The sequence below is a fragment of the Bacillus sp. FJAT-27245 genome (assembly GCF_001273955.1).
In the GTDB taxonomy this organism is placed as follows: Bacteria; Bacillota; Bacilli; order Bacillales; family Cytobacillaceae; genus Bacillus_D.
Genome location: NZ_LIGI01000001.1, coordinates 4,050,637 through 4,077,076, shown reverse-complemented (window position 1 = coordinate 4,077,076; position 26,440 = coordinate 4,050,637). Strand labels below are relative to the sequence as shown.

Sequence of the window (26,440 nt, the reverse complement as noted above, 5' to 3'; positions counted from 1 at the left end):
CCCCGCGGAAAGCGTGTGCTCGTAGTGGAAATCAACGGCAAGGTTCCATTAGAAAATAAAATCTTTGATTCAACCTATATAGTCATATTTTGCTATATTTCTAATCCGAATGTCCCGGGCATAACGTTGGCCTGGCTGGAAATATGGTTCAATATTTCCAATTTTATATAAATTAAGGCATTCATGGCAGGAATTGTCGTATACTAGAAAAGAAGTGTTTGAGAGATGAAGGGAGATACAAATGAGAAATAAGGTTTTTATTTGCATAGTCTTATTGTTGTCCATTGTTACAGCCCCATTTTCTGCCGGGAGCGCACATGCCGCGACAACCACTCCATATGTTAGCTGGGACGGGGCGCAGCTTGTGAAAGGCCAGATTGGCAGGGTGGATATCCTTAAGCCGATAAATTTATGGAAAAAGGAAAATAGTAAGCTAACGTTTGTCCGTGTCCTAAACCCGGGTGAACGGTACCGTGTCTATCAGTACAGTTCGGAATTCGGAGGCCAATACGGGGTTGGCGGACCTTATTTTGTTACTAAAATGCCGGGGTACATAGAGTATAAAACTCCGTCTCTCCAAAAGCTGAAGCTTGTGAATCCAGAACTTTATGGCACAAAGCTTTCCATTGGAACGGTGACGGATGAGCAGTCAAAAGTGCTTGCGCCAGGGGTAACCCAGTCCAAGCTTTCGGTCGACAGCTCCCGGGGAAAGCAGCAAATTTACGTTCTTGGAGTTGACCAACAGGCTTCACAAATCAAATTCGAAACAACTCTGGCGAAGGACCAGATGATTGGCTTCGAAACTGTAAGTTCCATGGCTGCCCGAAACCAGGCTGATGAGCACTTTATTATCGGGGGCGTAAATGGCGATTACTTTGAATCGAATGGCGCGCCGACTGACCTGACCGTCCATAACGGGGAGCTTGTGACGACAAACAAAACCCCTGAAAGTGAACGGACCATCTTTGGGGTATCCCCTGAAGGCAAGGCGATGATCGGCAATCCCGATATTACGCTTGGCATGACGGTCAATGGGCAAAAGCCTTATCCGATTGATTCTGTCAACAAGCGCCGGTTTGCCGACCATCTTGTCCTCTATACCCCATACTTCGCTTCTACGACGATGACGAATGAACTGGGGACCGAAGTTGTGTTAACAAATCTTGAAGGCCAGTTGAACGGAAATGGTACAGTCAAGGCAATCGTTAAAGAGGTTGCCATTGGCAAGGGAAGTGCTCCCTTACTTCCAGGTGAGTTGGTTTTATCTGGACATGGAAAAGGAAGCGAGTACCTGAAAAGCCTTGTCGCCGGCGATGTGGTCGAGATTAATCTTGCCTATAACAATCCGGTATGGGACAAGGTTGACCAGGCAATCGGCGGCCGGTACTATCTTGTGAAAAATGGCGTTGCCCAAACGATCAATGTCGCGGGTACGGCGCCAAGGACTGCTATCGGAATCAAGAAGGACGGCTCTGTATTCGTTATCGTTATTGATGGCAGGCAGACAGTTAGCGCGGGTGTAACGTTGACTGATACCGCCAAAGTTATGAAAGACCTTGGTGCTGTTGAAGCAATGACATTTGATGGAGGCGGCTCGTCTACAATGGTCGCTCGTGAACCAGGAAATGCAGACGCAACCGTCATCAACTCTCCTTCTGACGGAAAAGAGCGCTATGTCGCCAATTCATTGCTGATTGTCGGTCTGTGGAAAGCAGGTCCGCTTCATACACTGCTGCTTTCCCCAAATGACCTGAAGCTTTTTGCGGGAGCGACCTATAAAAACCTTAACATCACCGTGCGAGGGCTCGATAAGAACAATAACCCGATTGCTGTAACGGATCCGCTTGCCTGGACTTCGACGATTGGAACATTCAACAGCGATGGATCGTTTACAGCAGGAAAGATGGCGGGGAAAGGCACAATCACTGCTTCAACAGGTACAATCAAATCGAGTGTGAATGCGGAAATCGTCAATACACTTGATAGCATCCAAGTCGCCAATTCAACTGTTATCGTTGATAAAAACGGGTCATTCCCGGTTCCGGCTGCGGGTTATCTCGCCGGCAAAAAAATCGTCGATGATCCGGCTGTATTCCAATACAAGCTATCTTCACCGATCGGAACTGTGGAAAAAGGAATCTTTAAAGCCGGAAATGTTGACGGCTCGGCAACGGTGACTGTTTCATACGGAACCGTATCCGCCAAGTTCAATGTGATTGTCGGCAATCCGGGCTCTATCGTCGCTGAAAACTTTGAAGGCGGCCTGTCAGGATGGAAAGCAAGCGGTGCGCGATTTAATGCTGTGTCGATTGCCCCGGAAAAAGTGTATGTCAAAACCGGAAGCCAGTCTCTGAAGGTAGCGTATGATTTTATTGGAACAACGGGAACGTCGGGGGTTTATGTAACTCCACCTGCATCAATTGACATTCCGGGAGCTCCGGTAAAAATCGGCATGTGGGTATATGGCGATGCAAAAGGCCATTGGCTGCGTGCCCAATTGAGAGATGCGGCCGGCACCGAAGTCCAGCTTGATTTCACAAAAAATCTTGACTGGACAGGCTGGAAATATGTTGAAGCCGAAATACCGGCAGGCTTGAAGGCTCCTTACAGGCTCGAAATGCCTGTCCGCTATATGGAAACAAATGACCTGAACAAGAACAAAGGCCAGATCTTTGTGGATGATATTACAGCGGTTTATTAAAATGTAACTAGTTAACGGCAAAGGCCCCTGCAAGATTTGCAGAGGCCTTTGGTATGATGTCACTGTTGAACTATTTACCTATAATTTAATCTTGCGCCAAGATAGCCAATTTACTTTGCTGAGTAAAAGGGATTAGAAACAGATGTTTGCAGTTTAATAACCATTATGATAATAATAAGATGATATGTTTACAATCTTGTTACTATTGATTATGCTAAAAAAGCATATTACTACTGTGAATCTCTACTTATTGTATCCACTATCTTAAGAGCTGGAGGGAGTATTTTTAGCAATGGAACACTTAAATGGTCAAAATGAGCTTTTGGAACAATTGAAGGAAAACCCTCCGAAAATTATTGGAGGATATAAAAAACAGGGATGGGCAGTCAAAGCACTCGAAAAAATTAGCAATGAGCCGCTTGAAGTAGAAGAAGATGGAACCATTACAGCCAAAGCTGTGCTGGAATCGAGTGATCTCTCATACTATCCGGCATTCCTTAATTTAGATCCGAAGCAATCGGGGAAAATACTTGGCGTTTATTTTATAGCGGAAAGCCAAGACCAGTACGACCTCATTCCGTTTGAACTCGCAATGAAATTTCTTGATAAACAAGAAGGCGAACTGCTTCCCTTGAAATATCGTACAATTGAAAAAATCGAAGGCGATGAATTCCAGAAGAACTGGCCGGAATTCAGTTAAGCAGAAGGCGGGCTCTATAGTGAGCTTGCCTTTTTATTTTGGCCAGAATATATTTTCATTCCCGATTCAGATGTTATTTAAACCTTTGTAACAAAAATGTAATATAAAAACGGCATTTGTAAAACTAGTGAAATAGACTCTAACAAATTCCTATACTAAAATGTACATATGTTGTAAGAAATTCCATAATTTTTGCAAATTCGACAAAGAGAGACTTTTTGGGGGTTGCTGATGAAAAAGGTTAGAAATCTATCATGTTTACTAATGTTAATCATAGCTTTGTTCACTGTGGGCCAAGGGAAAGTTCATGCTGCAGAAATTGTGGATTTGACGGATTATGCGCAAAAATTTATTGGTGTTCCATATAAATGGGGCGGCACGACGCCATCCGGATTCGATTGTTCTGGCTATGTCTCCTATGTATATAGCGAATTTGGGGTGGAGCTCCCGCGGACGAGCGCGGACCAGTTTGCCCAGGGCGAAAAAATCGATTCGGCCGACAGGGTTCCGGGCGACCTCGTGTTCTTCACGACTTATAAAGCTGGCCCATCCCATTCCGGTATCTATCTCGGAGACAATAAATTCATTCATGCCTCACCAAAGGGAATTGCGATTGCCAGCCTGAATGACAGCTATTACAAGAAGAGATATCTAGGCGCAAGAAGGTACATACAGCCTGCTCCAATGAAGGATGGGCAAATCGGGAAAGTTTATATAAAAAAGAAAGTGAACCTTTGGCAACGCGACGAAAACGGTAAGCTGAAGGAAGTAAGGGTCCTCAATCCTGGTGAAACCTACCGTGTATATGGAAGCGATTCACTATACGGGGGGCAATTCAACCTTGGGTCGCAGCTTTACATAACGAATATTGCAACCCACATCGAATTTAAGCCTGCGGGCAATTAAATAGAATCATAGAATAAAACCTCCTGGCTTGGGAGGTTTTTGTTGTGGGAAAAGTAAAAACAGCCCCCTTTTGAAAGGGGCTGCGAAGCATTATTGGTTTTGTGTAGGCATTATTACCTTCCAGCTGGACATATCAGGGTTTTCTTTTGTAAGAAGTTCTTTTGGAAATACAAAAGTCCATGGTCGTGTTGCATTGGACTTTACCTTAAAATCATTAAGTTTAAAGCCTCCCTTGGCGATAATATCCCCGGTCGCATCCACAATTGCCAATGGAATTTGCTCTAATTGAATGGCGTTTTCACTTCCATTCCTTATCATGACTGTTACCCCAAGTTGGCCTTCTGGGGAAAATTCAGCTTTAAATCCCATAATATTTACTTGATTGGGTTCAAGTTTGGGTAGGTCGGCAACAATTTTTCTTAGATTTTCCTTCTGTTCCGGTCCTAGTTGATCCTCCCAACTAGGAGCAAGATCCAATTCATGGGGTTTATCTTCCCGGGATTGTACAAGCTCAAATTCAATTCTCCACCCTGTTTCAGGAATGGTTTCACCGAGCTTATCACTTTCCTCGAAAAGAAATCTCCATGGTATACAAGAGTGTGCTGGAATTTCACCAAGAGTATCCAAATCAAACCTCCTTTTAGCTAACGCTTGTCCCTCGCCATTAAGGAGAATAAGGTTAATAGATTCAAAGTGTATAGGTTTATCCAGTGTGTTTCGGAGGAAGGCGACAACCACAAAACCATCGTTATAATTTAAAAGTTTTATACCATCTATAGAAACCTGGTTCGGCTTTAATAAAGTAAGTTGCTGATGTTGAAACATATAAATATACCGTTCCGAGCTTGAAAGTTCCCAATCTGGATGGAAGATTAGGGTCGTTTTTACGCGACCTTCTTCGTTCGATATATTTTTTTCTTCATTCCCTTTTTCAAAATTATTACTTTCTAATGTCACTATTATTCCCCCTAGAATTATTCACTTTGAAACTTATTTTGGCTCTTTATATATTCAATAAACCGGATAGTGACACCGGATTCGATTTGAAACAAGAGCTCGTTGAATTCCCGGAGTGCGTCAAATTCGAAAAGACGATAAGGGTCTTCCTGGCTGTAACCTCTTAAACCGACTCCATCCTTGTATTGTGTCATTAGAACAAGGTGTTGGATCCAATTCATGTCAATCATTTGAAGTAGGAATATTTTAAGCTGTTTACCAAGATTCTCGTCTTCCTGCAGTGAAAGAATTTCTTTTTTGAGTGCTTCATATTCCTTCATTAAGCTGATTAGAATCTCATCTTTGGTAAGATCTTCGATATCTTCAACTTTCATTTTGAAATGAATAAACACAAACCCAAGTTCCTGTATAAGGCCTTTTAAATTCCATCCCCCAGCATTCATGTCACTGTTATCCGGGCAGTATTTATCGACAATTGCCCTAATGTAGTTTTTTATATAATCGGTCAATTCTGGAAATATATCTTTAGGCTCGGTGTTAAGTACCCTGTCTCGCATAGAATAAATTATCTTGCTCTGGCTATCCAGGACATTGTCGAGCTTCAGGATATGCTTCCTTGAAGAGTGGTGGGCGTATTCGACTGTCTGCTGGACCTTGAGCACGAATTTATGCGGGTCCGGTGACAGGACAAGTCCGGTTTCATCTGTTTTCACCTTCTTCAGGTAGCGTTCCATCTCCTCCTCGTCGTAATAGACAAAAAGGTCATCCTCGAGGGAAATAATGAAAATGGTGGAACCTGGATCGCCTTGGCGACCAGAACGCCCCCTCAGCTGCATGTCAATCCTGAAGCTTTCATGCCGCTCGGTTCCGATGATATGAAGGCCGCCAAGCTCCTTGACGCCCGGGCCGAGGGTAATATCGGTCCCGCGGCCGGCCATATTCGTCGCAATCATGATCTGGCCTTTTTGTCCGGCGGTTTGGATGATTGCGGCTTCATCTTCTTCCGTTTTCGCATTCAGGATTTGGTGTTTGATCCGTTTTTCTTTTAGAAGCTTCGACAGGGTTTCCGATTGTTCAATCGAGGTCGTTCCGATAAGGATCGGCCTTCCGGTTGCGTGGACAGTTTGGACCTCTTCTATAATCCGGCGCATTTTCGATTTTTTATCCCTGTAGATAAGGTCGTCCATATCGATTCGTTGGACTGGGCGGTTCGGCGGTACAGAAACTACGTGCAGGTCGTATGTTTCGAGGAACTCTTCCTTGGAAGGGGTCGCGCTCCCTGTCATTCCGCAAAGCTGACTGTACATACGGAAGTAGTTCTGGATTGTGATGGTCGCCTGGGATTCGTTTTCCTCGGTAATTTCAAGGCCTTCCTTTGCTTCAAGTGCCTGGTGGAGCCCTTCGCTGAAAGTCCTGCCCTCCATGATCCGGCCGGTAAATTTATCGATCAGCGCAATTTTCCCATCCTTGACGATATAATCGACATCGATCTTCATGGTGAAAGCCGCTTTTAAGGACTGAACGACATTATGCAGAAGATCCTGATGCTCGGCGTCATAAAGGTTCGCGATGCCAAACGCCTTCTCGACCTTTGCCGCGCCATTGTCCTTCAGGTAAATTTGCTTTGTTTCCGAGAACAGTTCATAGTCGGAATCAGCTTCAAATGTTTTCATTAATTCTGCTGTAATGTAAAATAAATCGGCCCCATGGCTTGATTTGTTGGCAATGATGAGCGGAGTCCGCGCCTCATCAATCAGGATGCTGTCTATTTCATCGACAATCGCATAATGGTGCGGACGCTGGACCTTGTCATTTATATTGAACACCATGTTGTCGCGCAAATAATCAAAGCCAAACTCAGTTCCAGTTCCATACGTAATATGGGCGGCATACGCCTCACGCTTGGCTTCAGGCGACATTTCGGAAATATTCAAGCCAACTTTTAATCCTAGAAATTCATGGACCTTGCCCATTTGTTCAAAGTCTCTTCTTGCCAGATATTCATTTGCAGTAATAATATGGACGCCTTTGTTTGTAAGGCCGTGGAGATAGCTTGGCAATGTTGCGACAAGCGTTTTTCCTTCGCCCGTCTGCATTTCGGCGATGCTCCCTTCATGAAGGACGAGCCCGCCGATCAGCTGGACGTCAAAATGCCGAAGCCCCAGGACGCGCTTTGATGCTTCCCGGACTACGGCAAACGCTTCAGCCTTTATATCATCAAGGGTCTTGCCTTTTTCCAATTCTTCCACAAAAAACTCAGTTTTGTTTTTTAATTCCTCATCGCTGAGGCTTTCGAATTGTTTTTCAAGTGCATTGATTTTATCAACGATTTTCGACAATCGCCTAACTTCCCGGCTGCTGTCGCTGAAAAGCATTTTAACCTTCGCTAGCATAATTTTCTCTCCTGTATAGGTATAGAATGGTCTAGACGCATTATACCATACATAGGAAGGAAATGGTCGAAAACCGGCACAGGGATAATTTCCCAAGGTGGAAGAGGGGCTTGCCCGGGCATGGTGAAACTTTTAAGGAGAGAATCTCGTCGTTATAAGGAGAAAGGCACAGTTTTTCGAGTAGGGAGGGCGGGTAATGAAAGGTAGGCGGCAGACTATTTTCCTAACTAGTTTGCCTGGAGGGTTCCGTAAAGATGCATCCCAATTAAAAAATCATTGCTTAACCTGCTATATGTGTTACGATAGGAATGATTGGGAAGACTAAAACAAACCTACAAAAGGTGATGATGTATGTACACACAAGCTATCCTGGCTTTTTTTGCTGCATTGATAACTGTCCTGGTACTCACGCCACTTGTCATTAAATTCGCTGTTTGGTTTGGAGCAATTGACAAACCGAACGAAAGAAAAGTCCATCAGAAAATTATGCCCCGTCTCGGCGGGCTTGCCATATTCCTTGGAGTAATTGCCGGCTATCTCGCTGGCGGCCTTTATGAACAAAAAGTAAATACAATCAGCGTAGGAGCAATCCTGATTATCCTAATTGGGATTCTTGATGATAAATTCGAACTTTCCGCAAAAACAAAATTAGCCGGCCAGCTCATCGTTGCTGCGCTTATTCTTGCAAGCGGGCTGAAAATTGACCTTGTTACCATTCCGTATATCGGCAGCTTCGAATTAGGATTGTGGAGCTATCCTCTAACTATTTTCTGGATTGTTGCCATTACAAATGCCATCAACCTGATCGATGGTCTTGACGGGCTTTCGGCGGGGGTTTCCGCAATCGGGATCGCTACGATTGCCATTTTGGCTGCGCTGGCTGGRAAGGTGCTTATTTTCACGCTTTCGCTTATCCTTCTCGGAAGCATCATTGGATTCCTGTTTTATAATTTCCATCCGGCGAAAATATTTATGGGAGACACCGGAGCCTTGTTCCTCGGTTACTCCATCTCGATATTGTCGCTGCTTGGGCTTTATAAAAGTGTTACGCTGTTCAGTTTCCTTGTCCCGATTATTATACTCGGGGTTCCGGTATTTGATACCACGTTTGCCATTATCCGCCGGATTGTAAATAAAAGACCGATTTCGGCACCGGATAAATCGCACCTTCACCATAGGCTGCTTGATTTGGGGCTGTCGCACCGCAATACGGTCCTGGCCATTTATGCATTTGGCATTTTGTTCAGCGCAGCCGCGGTTCTGCTGTCCGAATCAACGCTCTGGGGCTCAATTTTCATCATTTTCGGCCTTCTGGTGATCACGGAAGTGTTTGCCGAATTGATTGGTATTGTCCACGTAAAGTACAAGCCCATTCTTGGGCTCTTTAGAAAACTCACCCAGAAAAGGCCCGTTGGCGGAAGGCGCTACTAATTTTCTCATATGATTGCCTGCACTGTCAGTTTTATGCAACAGCGTAAAGTTAATGGCTGTTTTATGAATGTTAAAGCGATTAAACAAATATCAAGGCTTCCAGCAACTTGCAAGCCTGTCCGGGCCCGGCGGCAGCCGGGCCTTTTTCGTGCAATGAAACGGAAAACGTGCACACAATTGCCTTTCTAGTAAGAAATTATTTCCCTTTTGCCTTGTTTTATGCAAAAATAAGTGTGTTTCCGATTATTTTTTCCAAGTAATGGGCTGTGTCGAATAAAGTTATGCTTTTTTTGTCAAAGTATGGCGGTTTTTAATACGGAAAATATGTTAAACTAAGACATGTTTTTATTTAAAAAACATGCCGATTTTACACTATTGGAGGTTTACCTATGAAAGTGCCTATGCTCGATCTTAGTGAACAATATCAGGGCCTTCGTTCTGAAATTCTGGACGTGCTGGATCAAGTAATGAGCTCCTCGCAGTTCATTCTGGGCAGCAATGTGAAGAAGCTTGAACAAGATGTTGCCGAATTCAGCAATGTCGCTCATGCGGTTGGATGCGCGAACGGCAGCGATGCTATACATATAGCTTTGCAGGGATTGGGAGTGGGTCCCGGGGATGAAGTCATTACAACCCCGTTCACATTCTTTGCTACCGGCGGAGCGATTGTCCGTGCCGGCGCAACGCCTGTATACGTTGATATTGACCCGGTAACCTTTAATATCGATCCGGCCAAGGTCGAGGAAGCGATTACGGATAAAACAAAAGCCATCCTTCCTGTCCATCTGTATGGCCAAATGGCAGATATGGAGAAATTAGCGGAAATCGCGAAAAAGAACAATTTGTATATTGTTGAAGACGCTGCCCAGGCAATCGGGGCAAAGCAAAACGGGCAGTCTGTCGGTGAGCTTGGCGACGCTGCAACCTACAGCTTTTTCCCTACCAAAAACCTTGGTGCATATGGGGATGCCGGCATGATTGTAACCAACAACGATGATACGGCAGAAAAAATGCGTGTCATCCGCGTCCATGGAAGCAAGCCGAAATATTACCACCATGTCCTGGGCTACAACAGCCGGCTTGATGAAATGCAGGCAGCCATCCTGAACGTGAAATTCCCGCATCTTCCAAAATGGGGCGAACTGCGCCGTGAAAAAGCCGCTGAATACACAAGGCTTTTACAGGAAAAGGTTGGGGGCCATGTACAGGTTCCGGTTGAGGTGGAAGGGAACTACCACGTGTTCCATCAGTACACCATCCGTGCCGAAAATCGTGATGAACTTCAGGCATACTTGAAGGAACAAGGCGTGGCGACAATGATTTATTACCCGCTTCCGCTTCATGTACAGCCTGTCTTTAAAAACCTGGGCTACAAGGAAGGGGATTTGCCGCTTGCTGAAAAGGCGGCGAATGAAGCGCTTTCACTGCCGATGTTCCCTGAATTGAAACAGGAACAGCAGGAGTATGTCGTTTCGAAAATTGCTGAATTTTACAATAAATAATGACTGGAAAACGTCGCCAAAAAACGGGGGCGTTTTCTTTGCTTGCCTTTGCGCCAGACTGCTAAGGCAGCAATTCAAGAATTTTTGTAGAGGATGGTGCCGAATTGGCGGAACAAAAGAAATACGTTTTATATGAATATTTGTCTTATTTTTGGAAAAGAAAATGGCTCTTCGTCATTATCCCGCTTGCCACAGCGGTTCTAATTGCGGCGGCGGTGTATATTCTGAAAGCGGATAGCCGCGGGTATATTGCGGAAGGGAAGGTCTTTACAGGGTCTGTTACTGATAGAGAACTTACCGACCCGGATGTTATTGAGGCCAAGTATCAGGATGTAAAGGGACTTGAACCACCTTTTGTATCCGAAAAGGGCAAGGTGAAGTTTACAGTCAAAGCAAAGTCCAAAGCTGAGGCAGAACAAGTACTTGATCAGGTGACGAAGCAATACTTGTCTGATCTTGAGAAGCATGCCAATTTAAGGATTGATATTACGTCCGAGCAACTTGCCGTACTTCAAAAAAGAGCAGATGTCCTTGAGTCCAATTTAACGTTCTACAACGAAAGAGTGGCGGACGAAAATATGGATTTGACACGAGAAAAAGATTACTTGGAATTAATCGGAAAATCGCTGGATGAACAGACAAGGGCCAGTGACCGGGCGAATAAAATGATAGGCGATATCAAGCTCTTCTCCATGCCACAAATCCTGCCTTATGAGATCCATCAGACTAAATCCTATATCCCGGAAAGCCTTGCAATTGGCATTATCCTGGGACTTATCCTGACAGTAGCCATATTGGCCCTGATGAAATACCTGTCGGATGCGAGAAAGTTTTATAAGGAAAGAGGCTCGTTTCTCGATTAATTGAGCATTAAGCAATTTTGACTTCCAGAAGTGGTGATTCCGCCCAGTTAATTGTAATTGCTGGAAGCTGCATGGTGATGGTTTGAATTTAACGATAATTAAATGATAAACTAACAAAAAATTGTCCCTTATCATGAAAAGGGTAATTGCCGGGTAATAGACTCAAAGCCGGCTTCAATTTTTGGAAGCATTGATTTATTTTACGTTGATTAGCGCCCAGCTAGAGAGTGGGGATCAACAACTATTTAACAAATAACAAGTCCAGTGATTCGCAAAGTAAAGGAGAAGAAATCATGGGTTCATATGAAAACTTAATTAAAAAGATTGAAAATAAGGAAGCAGTAATCGGGGTTGTCGGCCTAGGCTATGTCGGCCTGCCGCTAGCAGTTGAAAAGGCAAAAGCAGGCTATAAGGTCATCGGTTTCGATGTCCAGGCATCACGCGTTGAACAGGTTAATATGGGAATCAACTATATTGGCGACGTTGTGGACGCCGAATTGAAAGAAATCATTGACAACGGCAGGCTTCAGGCAACAACCGACTATGCCCGCATCAAAGAAGTGGATGCCGTGGCTATCTGTGTTCCAACTCCGCTTGACATTTATCAGCAGCCTGATACTTCCTATGTGAAAAGCTCGGCAAATGAAATTGCAAAATTTGCCCATGAAGGGATGCTCGTTGTCCTTGAATCGACAACCTACCCAGGCACAACTGAAGAGATCGTAAAGCCAGCCCTTGAATCCAAAGGCCTTGTTACAGGCGAAACAGTATTCATTGCCTACTCTCCTGAACGGGTCGATCCGGGCAATAAGCAGTTCAAAACGAAGAATACGCCAAAAGTTGTCGGCGGCATTACGCCAAACTGTACGAAAGTTGCCGCGGCTCTTTACCGGAACGTCCTTGAAGGGGATGTTCACGAGGTTTCTTCTCCGGCAATCGCTGAAATGGAGAAAATTTTCGAAAATACATTCCGCCATATCAACATTGCGCTTGCCAATGAAATGGCGATCCTTTGCGACAAGATGGGCATTGATGTTTGGGAAGTGATTGATGCCGCTAAAACTAAGCCATATGGCTTCATGGCGTTTTATCCGGGCCCAGGGCTTGGCGGCCACTGCATTCCAATCGACCCATTCTATCTGACATGGAAGGCTCGTGAGTACAATTACCATACCCGCCTGATCGAGCTTGCAGGGGAAATCAACAACGCCATGCCGGAATACGTTATCAACCGGATGATGCAAATCCTCAATGATGAAGGAAAAGCTCTCCGCAACGCGAAAGTCGCCGTACTTGGCGTCGCGTATAAGAAAGATATTGATGATGTCCGTGAATCGCCGGTATTGAAAATTATCGAGCTTCTGGACCACCACGGAGCGGACTTCAAAGTCGTTGACCCGTATGTTAAAAGCTTCCGTTCTTGCAATATGAAGATGGAAACGGTCGAATTGACGAAGGAACTGCTTCAGGAATCCGATTTGGTTATTATCGCTACGGACCATTCCGACTTTGACTACAACATGATTGCACAGGAAAGCAAAGTTATTTTCGATACCCGCAACGCGCTGAAAGATGTTGAAAAGCCGAACAGGTACGTAAAGCTGTAATAATCAACGTATAGTATAAAGGGATTCGAAAAACGAAAGCCCGAATTTGCCTGTAAGGTGAATTGAACAGGTACGAAAAGCATGAGATAGAAATTGAGGGGGCCGGGAAAAAGCCGGCCCTTGCCTACATAACATTCAAAAGGGAGATTTATTTCATGAATTATATCGATCCTTCTGCAGTCCTAGGCTCTAATGTTTCAGTTGGCCACTTTACTGTTATTGAAAAAGATGTCCGCATCGGTTCCGGCGCCGTTATCGGCAACCGTGTGACAATCCACGAAGGTACGGTTATCGGGGAAAATACAACCGTGGCTGATGGAGCTGTGCTCGGCAAGCAGCCGAAGCCGGGGAAGACAAGCACAGTCAAGCTTACCGGAACATTGCCGCCACTTGAACTTGCGGATGATGTGACAATTGGTGCCAACTGTGTTGTGTACAGGGGAGCAAAAATCGGCTCCGGTACATTGATTGCGGACCTTGCGAGCGTCAGGGAAAATGTTGAAATTGGAGAAGCCGTAATCGTTGGCCGAGGTGTAACCGTCGAGAACTATGTCAAAATCGGCGACCGGACCAAGATTCAATCCAACTCGTATATCACAGCCTACACAACGCTTGAGGATCATGTCTTTATTGCTCCGTGCGTTACGACGACGAATGATAATTTCATGGGTAGGACTGAAGAGCGGTTTGATAAAATCAAAGGCGCTTATGTTAAAAAAGGCGCGAGGGTCGGGGGCGCTTCAATCATTTTGCCTGGCATTACAATCGAGGAAGAAACATTTGTTGCGGCCGGTGCACTTGTGACGAAAGATACCGAGCCGAAAGCCCTTATAAAGGGTGTTCCGGCCAAGTTTGTCCGTTCAGTGGATGAACGGGAGCTGTTATAGGGTGCTGGCCCAATTTAAGCGTTTAGGAGCGGATTCGCTCCTTTACGCATTTATGAATGTCGGTACGAAGCTGATTGCGTTTGTCATGCTGCCGATTTATACGAAATTCCTGAACCCTGAGAAATACGGGTACCTGGATATTGTCGACAAATGGACTGCGATGCTGACGTTCCTGATAATTTTCGGCACGGATTCGGCTTTGTCGTTTTATTATTTTGACACGAAGGACAAGGAGAAGCGTCTTCAGCATGTCAGGAATGTGATGTATTTCCGGCTTGTGATTGTCGGAATTCTGGCGCTTGCCGTTGTTACGGCGGGGCCTCAGATTTCCGCGATGCTCTTTAAAGGGGATGCAAGCCACGTAGACCTATTGTATATCTCGATTGCAACGCTTCTCGTTGATACAGTCACAATCGTTGTCCTGATGGTCATGCGCTTTGATTTCAAAACAAAGAAGGTTGTCATCTTTACCGTCGGGAAAATGCTCTTGATGGCGGTTTTCTCCTACCTTTTCCTGAAATATTTCATGCAGTCGGCGGCAGGCATCCTTTGGGGCCGGTTCGCCGGGTTTGGGCTAATCTTTGTCCTTATGCTAGCGACAAGCATTAAATACCTGAAGCCGAAAATCGATATGCACATGATGAAGGAAATGCTGAAATATGCGGCGCCACTCGTGCCCGCTTCTCTCGCATTTTGGGTGATCGCCAACCTGAGCGTGTTTGTCCTCCAGGCGTTCCAGTCAACGGCTGAGGTTGGGATTTATGGCGCAGCGACGAGGCTTGCGACCATTATTACTTTGCTGACAAGCGGAGTCCAGATGGCTTGGCGCCCATATTCAATGAATATTAAGGACAAGGAAACAAGCCCGCTTCTTTTTTCGAAAATTTATATGGCGCTTTTGCTTCTTGGTATTTTCGGCATCATGGCGATTGCCACGGCAATGCCATGGGTCATCCGGATTCTTGATAACGAGTTTTATGAAGCGTATAAATATGTCGCCCTCGTCTCAGCGGCTGTATTCCTGAATTTTTATTACCTGATCATTTCGTCAGGGCTATTTTTTACAAAAAAAACATCCTTTATTTCCCTTGCATTCGGCATCATCGCTGTGGTGAACACTGTGCTTAACCTGGCATTGATTCCAACGTTCTCGATTTGGGGCGCGGTCGCATCGTATGTCATTTCCTATATGCTTGCGGTCATCTTCATTTTCCGAAAAAGCCAGAAGGAATACTACGTGCCAGTGTCATTCGGCAAAATGGCGTTCTTGTTCACGGTCATGCTTGCGGCTGTTGTCGGGATTATCTATGTCCAGGAAAACGGCCTCGGGTGGACGTACCAGGGACTCGCATGGCTGGCAGTCGCGGTGGCAATCGCCATTAGCCGCGTCGACAAGGACCTGAGGAAGAAAGCTGGCGACGTTGCTGTCCGGTAAGGGGCTTTTTAAAAAGAATAGTGATATAACAGATAGGTTCACTGGAAAGAAAAATCAATTTGTGAGTGTTTAAGGAGGCAAATCCGTGAAGATTATTACCGTCCTCGGCGCCCGCCCGCAATTCATTAAAGCGGCGCCCGTATCGCGCGTCCTGCGTGAAAATCATACAGAGATCATCGTACACACCGGACAGCATTACGACCCGAACATGTCCGATATTTTCTTTGAAGAATTGAACATCCCGAAGCCTGATTACCACCTGGCAGTCGGTTCCGGCAACCACGGCAAGCAGACAGGCGAAATGCTTCAGAAGCTTGAGGAGATTGTCCTGGATGAAAAGCCGGACTATTTGCTCGTATACGGGGACACCAACTCCACGCTTGCCGGCGCGCTCGTTGCCGCAAAGCTTCATATCCCGGTCATCCACATTGAAGCCGGCCTGCGCAGCTTCAATAAGAAAATGCCGGAAGAAATCAACCGGATCATGACGGACCATGTATCGGAATACCTGTTCTGTCCGACCGACACGGCTGTCGAAAACCTGAAGAACGAAAACATCACGAGGAATGTCTTTAATATTGGCGATGTCATGTATGACGCAGTCCTTTACAACCGCGCGATTGCAGAAGAAAAGTCGACGATCCTTGAGGACAATGGGCTTGAGAAGAAGGAGTATCATCTCATCACCATCCACCGCGCGGAAAATACGGATGATGTACAAAATATGCAAAACATCCTCGAGGCATTCTCGAAGATCGATACGGTCAAGGTTTGGCCGCTCCATCCAAGAACGAAAAACAAGCTGGCCTCCTACGGCATTGATATCAACTCTATTCCGAATCTTAAACTGATTGAGCCGGTGGGCTACCTGGACATGCTGACATTGGTATCAAATGCAAATAAAATCATCACCGATTCAGGCGGCGTTCAAAAGGAAGCCTATTTTATGAAGGTTCCTTGCATCACAGTCCGCGAACAGACTGAATGGGTAGAAACACTTGAGGAAGATGCAAATATCATTGCGGGCACCTCGGTCGCGAGAATCCTTGAAGCAGTCCAAAAGAATGTTACTCCATCCTACAAGGACGTGTTCGGTGATGGGATGGCTTCCGAGAAAATTGTTGAAATCATTGAAACTCAATCGTAAGGTGGACAGGCTATGCTCTTTCTCCTAATCTGGCTTGTTGTCCTTTCGGGCTCCATCTTTTTCTTTAAGAGGGCAAGCGGGAGCCTGAGCCTATTAAAGCCTAATATGAATTCAATCATTTTTTACTATTCGTTTTTCATTTCCAGCTATATCGGCGCCCTGCTGATTGCGATGGGCGTCGATCATTACTATATGATCAACAGGATGGTATTTGACTACAATCGTTACGTCGGCTTTTTTGCCATCTCGTTTGTGATGCTCGTTTTCCCGCTTGTCATGTACTTAATTGGGAGGCTCGTCGGGTTTGATGCGAAAAAGGAATACAACACCTACCTGGAAAAGCCGGTTGAGCTTCCCTTCGCCGGAAGGAAGGATTTTTTCCTGATTTTCCTTGGTATCTCGCTCGTCTCGCTTGCGGCGATTGCCTATACGATGCTGAAAACAACGCATATCCCGATTCTCGACCTTGTCCTGCACAGGTCGGGGCTTTCGCCGGGGGAATTGAGGATAAGCGCCCAGCGGAACTTTGGCGGCAATGTACTTATCCGGAATATTTTCGCGATCGCACTTACGCCAATCCTGTCTCTCGTGGCTTATGTGTATGCCGCAAGGACAAAGGATCCGAAATGGCAGGTACTCTTTGCGGTACTGTTTTGCGGTGCCATCCTGATCAGTGTGTATGACCTTGCGAAATCACCAATTTTCTTTTACATCATCATGTTCATGCTGCTGATGCTGTATATAGGGAAGCTCCGCTTTACGTGGGGCAGGCTTCTCGCATGGGGTTCGCTCGGTGCGATTTTGCTGGTTGGCATGTACGTCGTGATCCAGGGCGTAACGAATATCGATGCGTATTTATCGTATAACTCCGGCCCAATCGGCAGGATGATTTTCGCGCAGATTTCGCCGACATTCCTGCACTTCGATACCTTCAATGAGGCAAGGCCATTCCTTGAAGGAAGGAGCTTGCCTTCGTCCCTCATCGGGTTGTTTGATGTCGAACAGGTGCGTTCCGCAAGGCTTGTCATGGAAAGGGTCTTCCCGGAAAAGGTAGAACAAGGCACGGCCGGTGTGTTGAATACTCTATTCATCGCCGAAGCGTACGCCAATTTCGGCATGCTCGGTGTAATAGCCGGAACCGTTTATATTGCCGCCCTTGTACAGGCATTGTATATTGCATTTTTAAGGCTGCCGAAGAACCCTGTGTTCCTGTGCCTGTTCATTTATTTTACCGTCAACATCCCTCGCACGCTTGTCGGTGGGTTCAGTGACTTTCTATTTAATCCGATCTGGGTGATGATTACGSTCCTTTTTGTCGGAATCATCGTATTTATTCGCTTGCGGATCGATTTGTTTGCCTTCCTCCGGCATAGAAGATCGAGAGTAGGGCGTTAGGAGGAAATAATGAAAACTGTATTGCTTTACTATCCCTTTCAGCTTGCCAAGAATGCAAACAGCGGCTCGAAGCTCCGGCCGAAGAAAATGCACGAAGCCTTCCTAGAATGGGGGAAGGAGCACGGAATTGACATCCTGCTCCTGTCCGGCCAGTCAAAGGAACGTTCCGCACTGTTTGAGCAATGGAAATCGGAAGGGCGTCTCGACAATCTTCTGTTCTGCTATATGGAAAACCAGACGATTCCGTTCTGGCTGACCGATTCAGGCCATATTCCGAAGCAGCCATTTGTCGACTCAGCTGTAATGTCTTTTTTACGGAAAAAAAATGTCCCTGTCGGGGTTTTTTACAGGGATGTGTACTGGAAGTTCGATGAGCTCTATCCATTGAAGGGGGCCAAAAAGGCGCTCATGCAGTTTGTGTACAGGATGGAAGAGCGTTTTTACGAAAAATACTGCAAGGTTGTCTTCCTTCCAAGCGATGCGATGGGCAGCTTTGTCGATATAGACCTACCGAAGATTTCCCTGCCGCCGGGTGGAACGGACCGAATTTCCGAAACTTCGGAGGCCGATGTACTGGAGGGGGCGGATGGCAGCGTACCGGGCACGCCGTCAAAAGCAATTTACGTAGGCGGAATCAACAACGAAGATTACGGGCTCTTCCTGTTGCTTGATGCCCTTGAAAAAGTGAACGCCGATAGGAAGGTATGCGACCTGACTGTTGTCTGCCGCGAGGATGAATTCGCAAACCTTCCGGCTGACAAAAAGGAACGCCTTGAAAGACAGGAAGTGGCGGTACGCCATGTGAGCGGCGAAGACCTGAATGACCTTTACCTGGAAATGGACTTCGCATTCATCCCACGCTACAAAAGCACCTACAACGACTTCTCCGTCCCTGTAAAGCTCGTTGAGTACCTCTCCAATGGCCTGCCTGTCCTCGGGACGAATTGCAGCGCACAGGAGGAAATCATTGAGGGTGGCGGCTATGGCCTTATCTGTGAGGACAATCCCGCTTCAATGGCCGCGGCAATTAGCCAGATGAGCGGGGAAACCGGGAAGTACCGTGAAAATATTAAAGAGACGTTCATCCGGAACCATTCCTGGAGAGCCAGGGTGGAGAAGGTACATCAAAGCCTGACTGGAGGTGGCAGACTGTGAAAATCCTTCTGCTCGCGCCGGGAAGATCAATCCATACCCACAAATGGGCGCTTTTTTATAAAAATAATGGCATTGATGTGAAAGTTGTCACGTTTGCCGACCACTATTCGGAGGAAAATGCAAAGGAAGTGGAGACCATCCAGCTTCCAAAGCTGCTGCCGGGTAAACTTTCCTATTTTTCGGGTGTGTTCAGCCTGAGGAAGATTTTAAAGGAATTCAAGCCGGACATCCTCCACGCACATTATGTGTCGAGCTACGGCTTCATTGGCGCATTAGCCGGCTATAAGCCGTATTATGTATCCGTCTGGGGACGCGATATTTTCCAATTCCCGCAGCAGGGCTCCGTCAACAGGAAAATCGTTGAATACACCCTTGGCAAGGCGGATACGATCTGCTCAACAAGCCATGTCATGGCAGTGGAAACCAATAAATATACAAGCAAGCATATTTACGTGACGCCTTTTGGGGTCGATTTGGAAAAATTCAAGCCTTTGGAACAGCCGGCTGCTGAGTCAGGCGACGATGGCATCACAATCGGAACAGTCAAAGCCCTGTCCGATAAATACGGCATTGCCGACCTGATCAGGGCGTTTGCAATGGTTTATGAGGTTTACCCTTCCGCGAAGCTGTTGATTGTCGGAGACGGGCCGCAGCGGGCTGAATACGAACAGCTTGCCCGGGACCTTGGAATCGGAGACGCCACGGAATTTACCGGGCGCGTTCCGAATACGGAAGTTCCCGTTTACATCAATCGAATGAATATTTTCGCAGTGCCGTCAACGGAAGACAGCGAAAGCTTCGGCGTGGCTGCGGTTGAGGCCATGGCGTGCGGCGTCCCGCCAGTCGTATCGAACGTGGGTGGCCTGCCGGAAGTCGTCATTGAAGGAAAGACCGGTTATGTCGTTCCAAAGGAAAACCCGAAAGAGCTGTCGGAAGCTTTCCTGAAGCTGATCAGGGAGCCGGAAACAAGGCGGGAAATGTCTGCTAATGGAATCCAGCATGTCCATGAAAACTATGACTGGGCGCAAAATGCGGCCGATATGGTTAAGCTATACAGGGAGACATTGAAGATGGAGTAAGCCAATAACGAATAATTAGCGGTATTCTTTTGGTAAATTCGCTTTGCGGCAATTTTTTTTGATGAAAATGTTGCGTGCTCGAAACACTATGCTACCGTCCTTTAAAGGGCAGCAGTTTTATCCCAACATATTGGAGTTTTTAAAATGAAAGTTATCTATTTATGCCAGCATTTCCCGCCGGAAACAGGGGCGCCTCAAATCCGTGTGTATGAAGTAAGCAAGGAATTGATCCGGCGCGGCCACCAGGCGGAAGTCCTGACCGCGTTCCCGCACCATCCAAAGGGAGTCATCCCCGACGAGTACAAGGGAATGTTTTATAAATTTGAAAATTGGGATGGCATCCCGGTCCATCGCTCTTGGATTTATCCATCGCCAAAGGGCAGCTTTTGGAAACGGCTCGCATCGTATTTTTCGTTTACGTTCAGCGCATTTTATTCCATTTTCAAGGCAAGGCCGACCGATGTCATCATCTGTAACTCCCCGCCATTATTCCTCGGAATAACCGGGTACCTGGGCGCGAAAATCAAACGGGCGAAGTTTGTATTCAACGTTGCCGACATATGGCCGGAGTCTGCCGTTGAGCTTGGTATTCTGAAAAACAAGAAATTTATCCGGATGGCAGAGTGGCTTGAAATGTTCCTGTACCGAAAGTCGTGGAAAATTGCAACCGCAACAGAAGGGATCCGCCAGTATATGATTGACAAAGGAAAAAAGCCGGAAGATGTATTCCTGCTTCCAAACGGAGTCAATACGGATACATTCAAGCCGATGCCAAAGGACGCGGGCCTGCTTCAGGAAATCGGCGCTGAAGGGAAAAAGGTGTTCATGTACGCCGGAACGTTCGGCTACGCCCAAGGGCTTGATTCCGTCCTGGAGGCCGCGGCGTTGTTGAAGGAAACCGAGCCGGATGCACATTTCCTCTTTGTCGGTGACGGCCAGGAGCGTGAGAAGCTTCATAAAATGAAGGAAGACTTGAAGCTCGATAACGTCACTTTTTATGGATCCGTACCGGTTTCCGAAATGCCACGTCTGTTCTCCGCTGCGGATTACAGCATTGTGTCGTTAAGGAATATTGAATTGTTCAAGGGTGCCCGCCCTTCGAAGATTTTTCCTGCCATATCCTGTGGCGTTCCGGTCCTGTATTGCGGCGACGGTGAGAGTGCCGCAATCCTTGAGGAATACAGTTGCGGAAAAATTGCTCCGCCGGAAAATCCCGAGGGAATCGCAGCGGCTATTCGCGATTTGATGAAAGTTGACGAAGCCGAATACACGAAGATGAGCGAAAACGGTAGGAAGCTTGCTGTTGACCAATATTCATGGATCAGTATCGTTGATGACATTTTGGAAAATATTAAAGGCGCGGCGAAGAAATAAGGTTGAGGAGTGCGGGGCAGAGGTGCCCCGCATTTTGTTTTGGAGTGGGAGTATTCTCAGTCAGAGTTTTCCGAGGGTGAACTTTTGGTAGCACCTTTCTAATGCGTCCTGGCTTTTATAAACCGGAAATGTCAGTTTATGAACCGGAAACAGGATTTATGAACCTGAAACCTGAATTTATGAACCACAAACCTTATTTTACGAACCGATTTTTAGAATTATGAACCTGGCCCCACTCCCCAACCCCAACGAATACGTAGTAAACACCAAATAGAAACCCACACCAACACCAATGAACACGACTAAAACCCCAAAATGAAAAACCCGCACCAGAACCAGTGCGGATTTTCCAAAAAACATTAAATTACTTCGATACAGTCGTTCCCTTGAAGTAGTGGGTGACGATTTGTTCGGCGGTGTAGCCTCGTTCAGCGAATCCCTTGGCTCCGTATTGGCTCATGCCGATTCGGTGGCCCCAGCCTTTTCCGGTGACGATGATTTCAGATATGCCGGATCCTTCGCTGGAAACGACACCTCCGGAGGTTTGGATTGAGACACCCGAACCATCCAGTGTGACAGTGCCTTGAGGCGTCTGGACTGTGTAGCCTTTCAGTGATTCAATGGCTTCCGTGCCTGTCGATGTCTGGACGGACATGTCGGCTGTTTCCCTCTTCACTGATACATCGAACCAGTTCGAGTAAAGAATATTGTAGGCTCCCGGGTTGTTGAGCGGGAATAGCTGCCTGATTTGCTGCTCGTTTCCGGTTTTTGTCATTGTTCCGGCTGATGTTTCAATTGTGACGCCCCTTACTTCACCATTCGCGCCTGTTTTTGAAAGGGTGATGTTGTAAAGGGTGGCCGTTGCCGGGTAACCGAACGATTTTAAAATAGTGGAGGCAGGGAAAACCTCTGTCCACGAAGTATATTTCGATGTTTCATATGGGTCATCGACGGAAACGAGATACGGATAGTAGGATTGGTTGGAATTCCAAACATCGCCTACGTTCGCTGTTTTTCCGCCGCTTGTGGAAAAGAAGAATGTTTCGGCCACTTTACCGCCGTATTTTACTAGAAGCCCTTCAGTTTCCTTAATGGCCGCATTGGACCTCGGATCTTCCGCAGTATAGCCGCGGTAAACCTGGCTGGCCGCAGTACTGGTAAGGGCCCTTATCCGGGTGGCATATGTCCGTGCGACGATAGCCTGGGCCTTCAGGGCTTCCTTGTGCCAGGAGGCGGGCATTTCGCTCGGTACGACCCCTTTTAGATAATCCTCCATGCCGAGTGTGTTCAAGACTTCAACCTTTGAGCCGTTCGGCTTCAGGAAAAAGCTGCCCCGGTATGTGAGGTTGTTGTTGATTTTCGTAAGCGACTCGGAAGGCGCGTCGAGCAGGTTGACGTACATGAATGGAACCCAGCCTGTTTTTCCGGCGGCTGTGACCCTGTACCATACTTGTCCCTGTGAGTTTGTAATCTCCTCAAGGAAATCGGCGGTATCGTTTCCCTGGAATGTATGAATGACGTCATAGCCGGTCGAGGCACCGCGCCTCATGTCGGTTTCATAGGTGAAATAGGCAATCTTTTTCGTTGAAGAAACTTCCTGGAGGTCAAACCCCTTGGCGGAAGTCGCGCTGAATCCGGTGTACGTTACCGTTACGCCGGCTGTGTCCTTTTTTACCGAAATGGTCGTTTCGGGCGGAATGATCTGGACTTTTCCTGTATCTTTGTTAACAAGCTGGTACGCCCCATTCAATGCCATTGGAAAGCTCGCCGCCAGGAATATCGAGACGTCGACTTTATTCTGGTACTGGATGGGTTCAGCCGCCTTTCCTGTTTTCGGAAAAGCTGAAAATAAAAGCAGGAGGCAAAGGAACGGATAAAACTTTTTCAACTTAATTCACCTCGCCAAGGGTGCTGATCATCCAGCCCCGGACTCCGGCTGAGGTTTCTACGTTGTACCAAGTTTCCCCTTTTGAATTTGTGAACGTGTTCAGGTATTTCAGCGTTGCCCCCGCTTTAACGGTTGCAACAATCGGATAGCCAGTTGAAGCCCCTTTACGGATATTCGCCTCTGATTTAACTGTGACAGTCGTTGGAGTAGTGGCAGATGGCTTTGTTGTTGAAACATCGCCTGAGAAAACCCAGCCCAATGTGCTTGATGTTACTTCAACCCTGTACCAGAGCCCTGTGGAAACTGTTATGGAACCGACTACCTTCAATGCGCTTCCGGCAGGTTTTGTGGCAAGGATTTTATATTCGGTCGATGCCCCGGAACGGATGTTGACAGAGCCCTTCGCGTAAACGGTGGACGGCAGCTGTCCTTCTGCAGGCGGCGGTGGCGGTGTCTGGTTCCCGATTTGTGCCCTAAGGCTCTCGATTTCCTGCTGCTGTTTAGTGATTTTTGCTTCAAGGTCGGCTGTCTTTGTTTCAAGCGTTGTTAATCTCGTTTTTAACGGATTAACCTGGGATGTTACCCAATCTACGCTTGCAAGGACAACGTTCCCGGCTGCGTTCATGCCCATTGGTGTAAAAATGACTGCTCCTGTGCCAATCCCAAGGGCGATCGCCCCTGCGGCAATAAGTTTCTTCGTGCGTTTCATTCTTTTTAACCCCCTGTACAAATGTTTAAGAGAAAATGATAGGGGAAAAAGTAAAGCAGTGTCCCTATCATTTTCTCTTGATGACTAGAATTATATGAAAGTCGCAAACTGGCGATTTTTTTCAACAAGTAGATTGAAAATTCCTAGAGATTGCTGAAATACTCTTCAAGCCCTTTGCGGATTCCTATTGCCGAGTTCCTCCTGAACGTATCGGAACGCATGAGGGTTTCTTCTGTTTTATTCGAGATAAAGGCGAGTTCAATCAAAATGCTTGGCAGCTCGTTCATCCTGTTGACATAAAACTCCTGTTCCTTGACGCCCCGGCTTGGAGTTCCGATGGTCGAAACGAGATTTTTTTGAATCGAATCAGCCATTTTCGCACTTTTCACGCCATTGAAGTTCACAGTCGTATTGTAATACGTTTCCGTCCCTCTAGGTGTTTGGGAAGTATTCGCATTCGCATGCAGGCTTATAAACGCATCGTAATCAGAGGCATTTGCGATCGCGGTCCTTTGTGAAAGTTCAAGGAACACATCAGTCGAGCGGGTCATGAAAACGATTGCCCCTTGGCTTTCCAATTCCTTTTTTAACAGAAGGCCGGTTGAAAGGACAACATCTTTTTCCCGCAATCCGGTAGGGCCGATTGCTCCGGGATCCTTGCCGCCATGTCCGGGGTCAATGAGGATTTTTTTGCCGAATAGGCCAGTTTCCATGACTTTGATCGTTACCTCGGTCTTGCTGTTGCGGATGGTGAAAGTATGTCCTGGCTGGAAGGTCAGCACCGCGGACTTTTCTCCCGAGCCATAATTCTGTACTGAAACCGATTCGATTCCCGGCACAAATACATTGGGCGTTTCAATGTCCGTCAGGCCGCCATACAGTTTCAGCTGGTTGCCTGATGTTGAATATTTAAATTTATAGTTGGATGACTTTTTCCAAACGAGATACTGGTCTCCGTTCCTGACTTCCAAAGTTGGCGCCGAAAGCCTTCTTATCGTAAGGGACGTAGGGGAGGTAAGCGATTTGTCGACCCATCCGCGGATTCCGGCCGATGTTTCGACATTCAGCCAGCCGTTCAGCTCGTTCAGGACCGTCACTGCCTCGTTTTCCTTCAGATACACAGAGACGGCGTAATTCGTGGAAGCTCCTCGCCTCACCGGTGCCTTGTTCATCCCATATACATAGGTGATTTCACTTTTTGATGTAACAAGTTCAGATTTGGGCACCCAGCCGGTGACGCCTGTTGGCGTTTTTACATTCAGCCACGTTTGCCCTAGGGAGTTCGTGAATTCTTGTAAAAAAGTAACAGTGCCTAAATAATCCAATTTTTGCTTTATTCTATATTGATAGCTCGCTCCCGAATACAGGGAGGTGTTTCTGGTCGCTACATACCTTGTAGGAGAAACATAGACAGGCTGCTGTGAAACGACCGTCTCGTGCACCCAGTAGTTCTGGTTTGACGGGGTCAGCACCTTGTACCATACATCCCCGGTAGCATCCGCCTGCTGCTCCAATGCCCTGAATGCTGTCCCTTTCGGATAGGCTTCCATTACATCATTGTCCATTGAAGGGCCGCTGCGCACATTCGCCGAATTGACGCTCACGAATAAAGGCATGTCCAATGCCTGGGCAGTGCCCACCTGTGAGGCGGGAATCCAGCCAGCGACCGTTGGTGTTGCCTGAACCCTTAGCCATACTTCACCAGACGGGGATGTGTAGGTTGCCAGGACAGGTACTTTTGCATTAAAGGAGAGATAGGCATTGACTGCGTAAGAGACCGATGCGCCACGCCTTACTTCCGCGTTGTTCAGATAGGAATAAACATCTGCGCCAATTTCCAGGCCTCCGCCTGGAAGCTCGGGAGCCGGTGGTGCTGGCGGTTCCGTTTCATCCAATTTTTTGAATTGGGTGGCCGGTGCCCACCCTTTTATTGTTCCAAGGTCCACCCTGTACCATAATTGGCCAAGAGAATTTGTAAATTGATCAATGACTGTAACTTTCTGGCCGGAGGAAATAAAAGTAACGACCGGGTAATTCACGGTGGCACCTTTATGTATTTCTACTTTCTCGGCTGTAGTTAACTTGGTCGGCAAACGCAACTCTTCCGCTCCAGCGAGGACAGGAAACAGAACCGTTGTAGCAAGGACAGAAGAGGCTAAAAACTTTTTCACGTTATCGTTATCCCTCCATGGACATTCAGATTCAATAACTATTTTAGCGGAATTTGTCAAACATTCCAATGCGAATATAGTTCTATTCTGGCAGATTGGGAGATTAATGGGCGAATTGCCAAGGATACCATCACTTTGAA

At 46.7% G+C, this 26,440-nt stretch carries 19 protein-coding genes; 14 read left to right on the top strand and 5 right to left on the bottom strand.

Features of this window, described 5'->3' with window-relative positions:
- Positions 1–241 precede the first annotated feature (241 nt).
- The 3 genes from ADU24_RS20075 (at position 242) to ADU24_RS20065 (ending at position 4,307) form a co-directional block, all read left to right on the top strand.
- The gene (locus tag ADU24_RS20075) at positions 242–2,701 is read left to right on the top strand and encodes a phosphodiester glycosidase family protein (protein ID WP_053368299.1); all 2,460 of its coding nucleotides are present in this window, start codon (positions 242–244) and stop codon (positions 2,699–2,701) included.
- Between the two features lie 292 nt (positions 2,702–2,993).
- Positions 2,994–3,401, top strand: a complete 408-nt coding sequence (locus ADU24_RS20070; RefSeq protein WP_053368298.1) for a hypothetical protein — start codon at positions 2,994–2,996, stop codon at positions 3,399–3,401.
- Between the two features lie 231 nt (positions 3,402–3,632).
- On the top strand, positions 3,633–4,307 hold the full coding sequence (locus ADU24_RS20065) for a C40 family peptidase (RefSeq protein ID WP_053368297.1): 675 nt from the start codon (positions 3,633–3,635) through the stop codon (positions 4,305–4,307).
- Positions 4,308–4,397: 90 nt separating this feature from the next.
- Here ADU24_RS20065 and ADU24_RS20060 read toward each other — a convergent pair whose 3' ends face one another.
- On the bottom strand, positions 4,398–5,264 hold the full coding sequence (locus tag ADU24_RS20060) for an accessory Sec system S-layer assembly protein (protein ID WP_231689653.1): 867 nt from the start codon (positions 5,262–5,264) through the stop codon (positions 4,398–4,400).
- Between the two features lie 17 nt (positions 5,265–5,281).
- Positions 5,282–7,657 carry an accessory Sec system translocase SecA2 gene (gene secA2, locus ADU24_RS20055; RefSeq protein WP_053368295.1) on the bottom strand — a complete coding sequence of 792 codons (2,376 nt, stop codon included), beginning with the start codon at positions 7,655–7,657 and terminating at the stop codon, positions 5,282–5,284.
- A 351-nt stretch (positions 7,658–8,008) separates the two neighbouring features.
- Between secA2 and ADU24_RS20050 the strand changes: the two genes are divergently transcribed.
- From ADU24_RS20050 to ADU24_RS20000, 11 genes are all read left to right on the top strand, one after another.
- Positions 8,009–9,088, top strand: coding sequence for a glycosyltransferase family 4 protein (locus tag ADU24_RS20050; RefSeq protein ID WP_053368294.1), 1,080 nt, complete (start codon positions 8,009–8,011; stop codon positions 9,086–9,088).
- Positions 9,089–9,477: 389 nt separating this feature from the next.
- The gene (locus tag ADU24_RS20045; RefSeq protein WP_053368293.1) at positions 9,478–10,590 is read left to right on the top strand and encodes a DegT/DnrJ/EryC1/StrS family aminotransferase; all 1,113 of its coding nucleotides are present in this window, start codon (positions 9,478–9,480) and stop codon (positions 10,588–10,590) included.
- Between the two features lie 104 nt (positions 10,591–10,694).
- Positions 10,695–11,453 (top strand): hypothetical protein, encoded by a 759-nt coding sequence (locus ADU24_RS20040; protein ID WP_053368292.1) that lies wholly within the window; start codon positions 10,695–10,697, stop codon positions 11,451–11,453.
- A 293-nt stretch (positions 11,454–11,746) separates the two neighbouring features.
- Entirely contained in the window at positions 11,747–13,060 is a 1,314-nt protein-coding gene (locus ADU24_RS20035) for a nucleotide sugar dehydrogenase (protein ID WP_053368291.1), read from the top strand.
- 155 nt (positions 13,061–13,215) lie between these two features.
- Positions 13,216–13,947: an acyltransferase gene (locus tag ADU24_RS20030; protein WP_053369025.1), complete on the top strand. Its 732-nt coding sequence runs from the start codon at positions 13,216–13,218 to the stop codon at positions 13,945–13,947.
- Between the two features lies 1 nt (position 13,948).
- The gene (locus ADU24_RS20025) at positions 13,949–15,382 is read left to right on the top strand and encodes a lipopolysaccharide biosynthesis protein (RefSeq protein WP_053368290.1); all 1,434 of its coding nucleotides are present in this window, start codon (positions 13,949–13,951) and stop codon (positions 15,380–15,382) included.
- 85 nt (positions 15,383–15,467) lie between these two features.
- A complete protein-coding gene (gene wecB, locus ADU24_RS20020; RefSeq protein ID WP_053368289.1) occupies positions 15,468–16,529 on the top strand; it encodes a non-hydrolyzing UDP-N-acetylglucosamine 2-epimerase in 1,062 nt (353 codons plus the stop codon).
- 12 nt (positions 16,530–16,541) lie between these two features.
- Positions 16,542–17,924, top strand: a complete 1,383-nt coding sequence (locus tag ADU24_RS20015; protein WP_053368288.1) for an O-antigen polymerase — start codon at positions 16,542–16,544, stop codon at positions 17,922–17,924.
- A 9-nt stretch (positions 17,925–17,933) separates the two neighbouring features.
- The gene (locus ADU24_RS20010) at positions 17,934–19,079 is read left to right on the top strand and encodes a glycosyltransferase (RefSeq protein ID WP_197277538.1); all 1,146 of its coding nucleotides are present in this window, start codon (positions 17,934–17,936) and stop codon (positions 19,077–19,079) included.
- Positions 19,076–20,158 carry a glycosyltransferase gene (locus ADU24_RS20005; RefSeq protein WP_053368286.1) on the top strand — a complete coding sequence of 361 codons (1,083 nt, stop codon included), beginning with the start codon at positions 19,076–19,078 and terminating at the stop codon, positions 20,156–20,158. Before ADU24_RS20010 ends, ADU24_RS20005 begins: the two co-directional genes overlap by 4 nt.
- A gap of 144 nt (positions 20,159–20,302) precedes the next feature.
- The gene (locus ADU24_RS20000) at positions 20,303–21,532 is read left to right on the top strand and encodes a glycosyltransferase family 4 protein (protein WP_053368285.1); all 1,230 of its coding nucleotides are present in this window, start codon (positions 20,303–20,305) and stop codon (positions 21,530–21,532) included.
- A 364-nt stretch (positions 21,533–21,896) separates the two neighbouring features.
- On the opposite strand, the gene ADU24_RS19995 is transcribed toward ADU24_RS20000, so the two are convergent.
- The 3 genes from ADU24_RS19995 to ADU24_RS19985 all read right to left on the bottom strand — a co-directional run bounded on the left by ADU24_RS19995 (position 21,897) and on the right by ADU24_RS19985 (position 26,300).
- On the bottom strand, positions 21,897–23,420 hold the full coding sequence (locus tag ADU24_RS19995; RefSeq protein WP_053368284.1) for a SpoIID/LytB domain-containing protein: 1,524 nt from the start codon (positions 23,418–23,420) through the stop codon (positions 21,897–21,899).
- Position 23,421: 1 nt separating this feature from the next.
- Positions 23,422–24,129, bottom strand: a complete 708-nt coding sequence (locus ADU24_RS19990) for an SH3 domain-containing protein (protein WP_053368283.1) — start codon at positions 24,127–24,129, stop codon at positions 23,422–23,424.
- A 143-nt stretch (positions 24,130–24,272) separates the two neighbouring features.
- The gene (locus tag ADU24_RS19985; RefSeq protein ID WP_082306988.1) at positions 24,273–26,300 is read right to left on the bottom strand and encodes an N-acetylmuramoyl-L-alanine amidase; all 2,028 of its coding nucleotides are present in this window, start codon (positions 26,298–26,300) and stop codon (positions 24,273–24,275) included.
- Between the last annotated feature and the right edge of the window lie 140 nt (positions 26,301–26,440).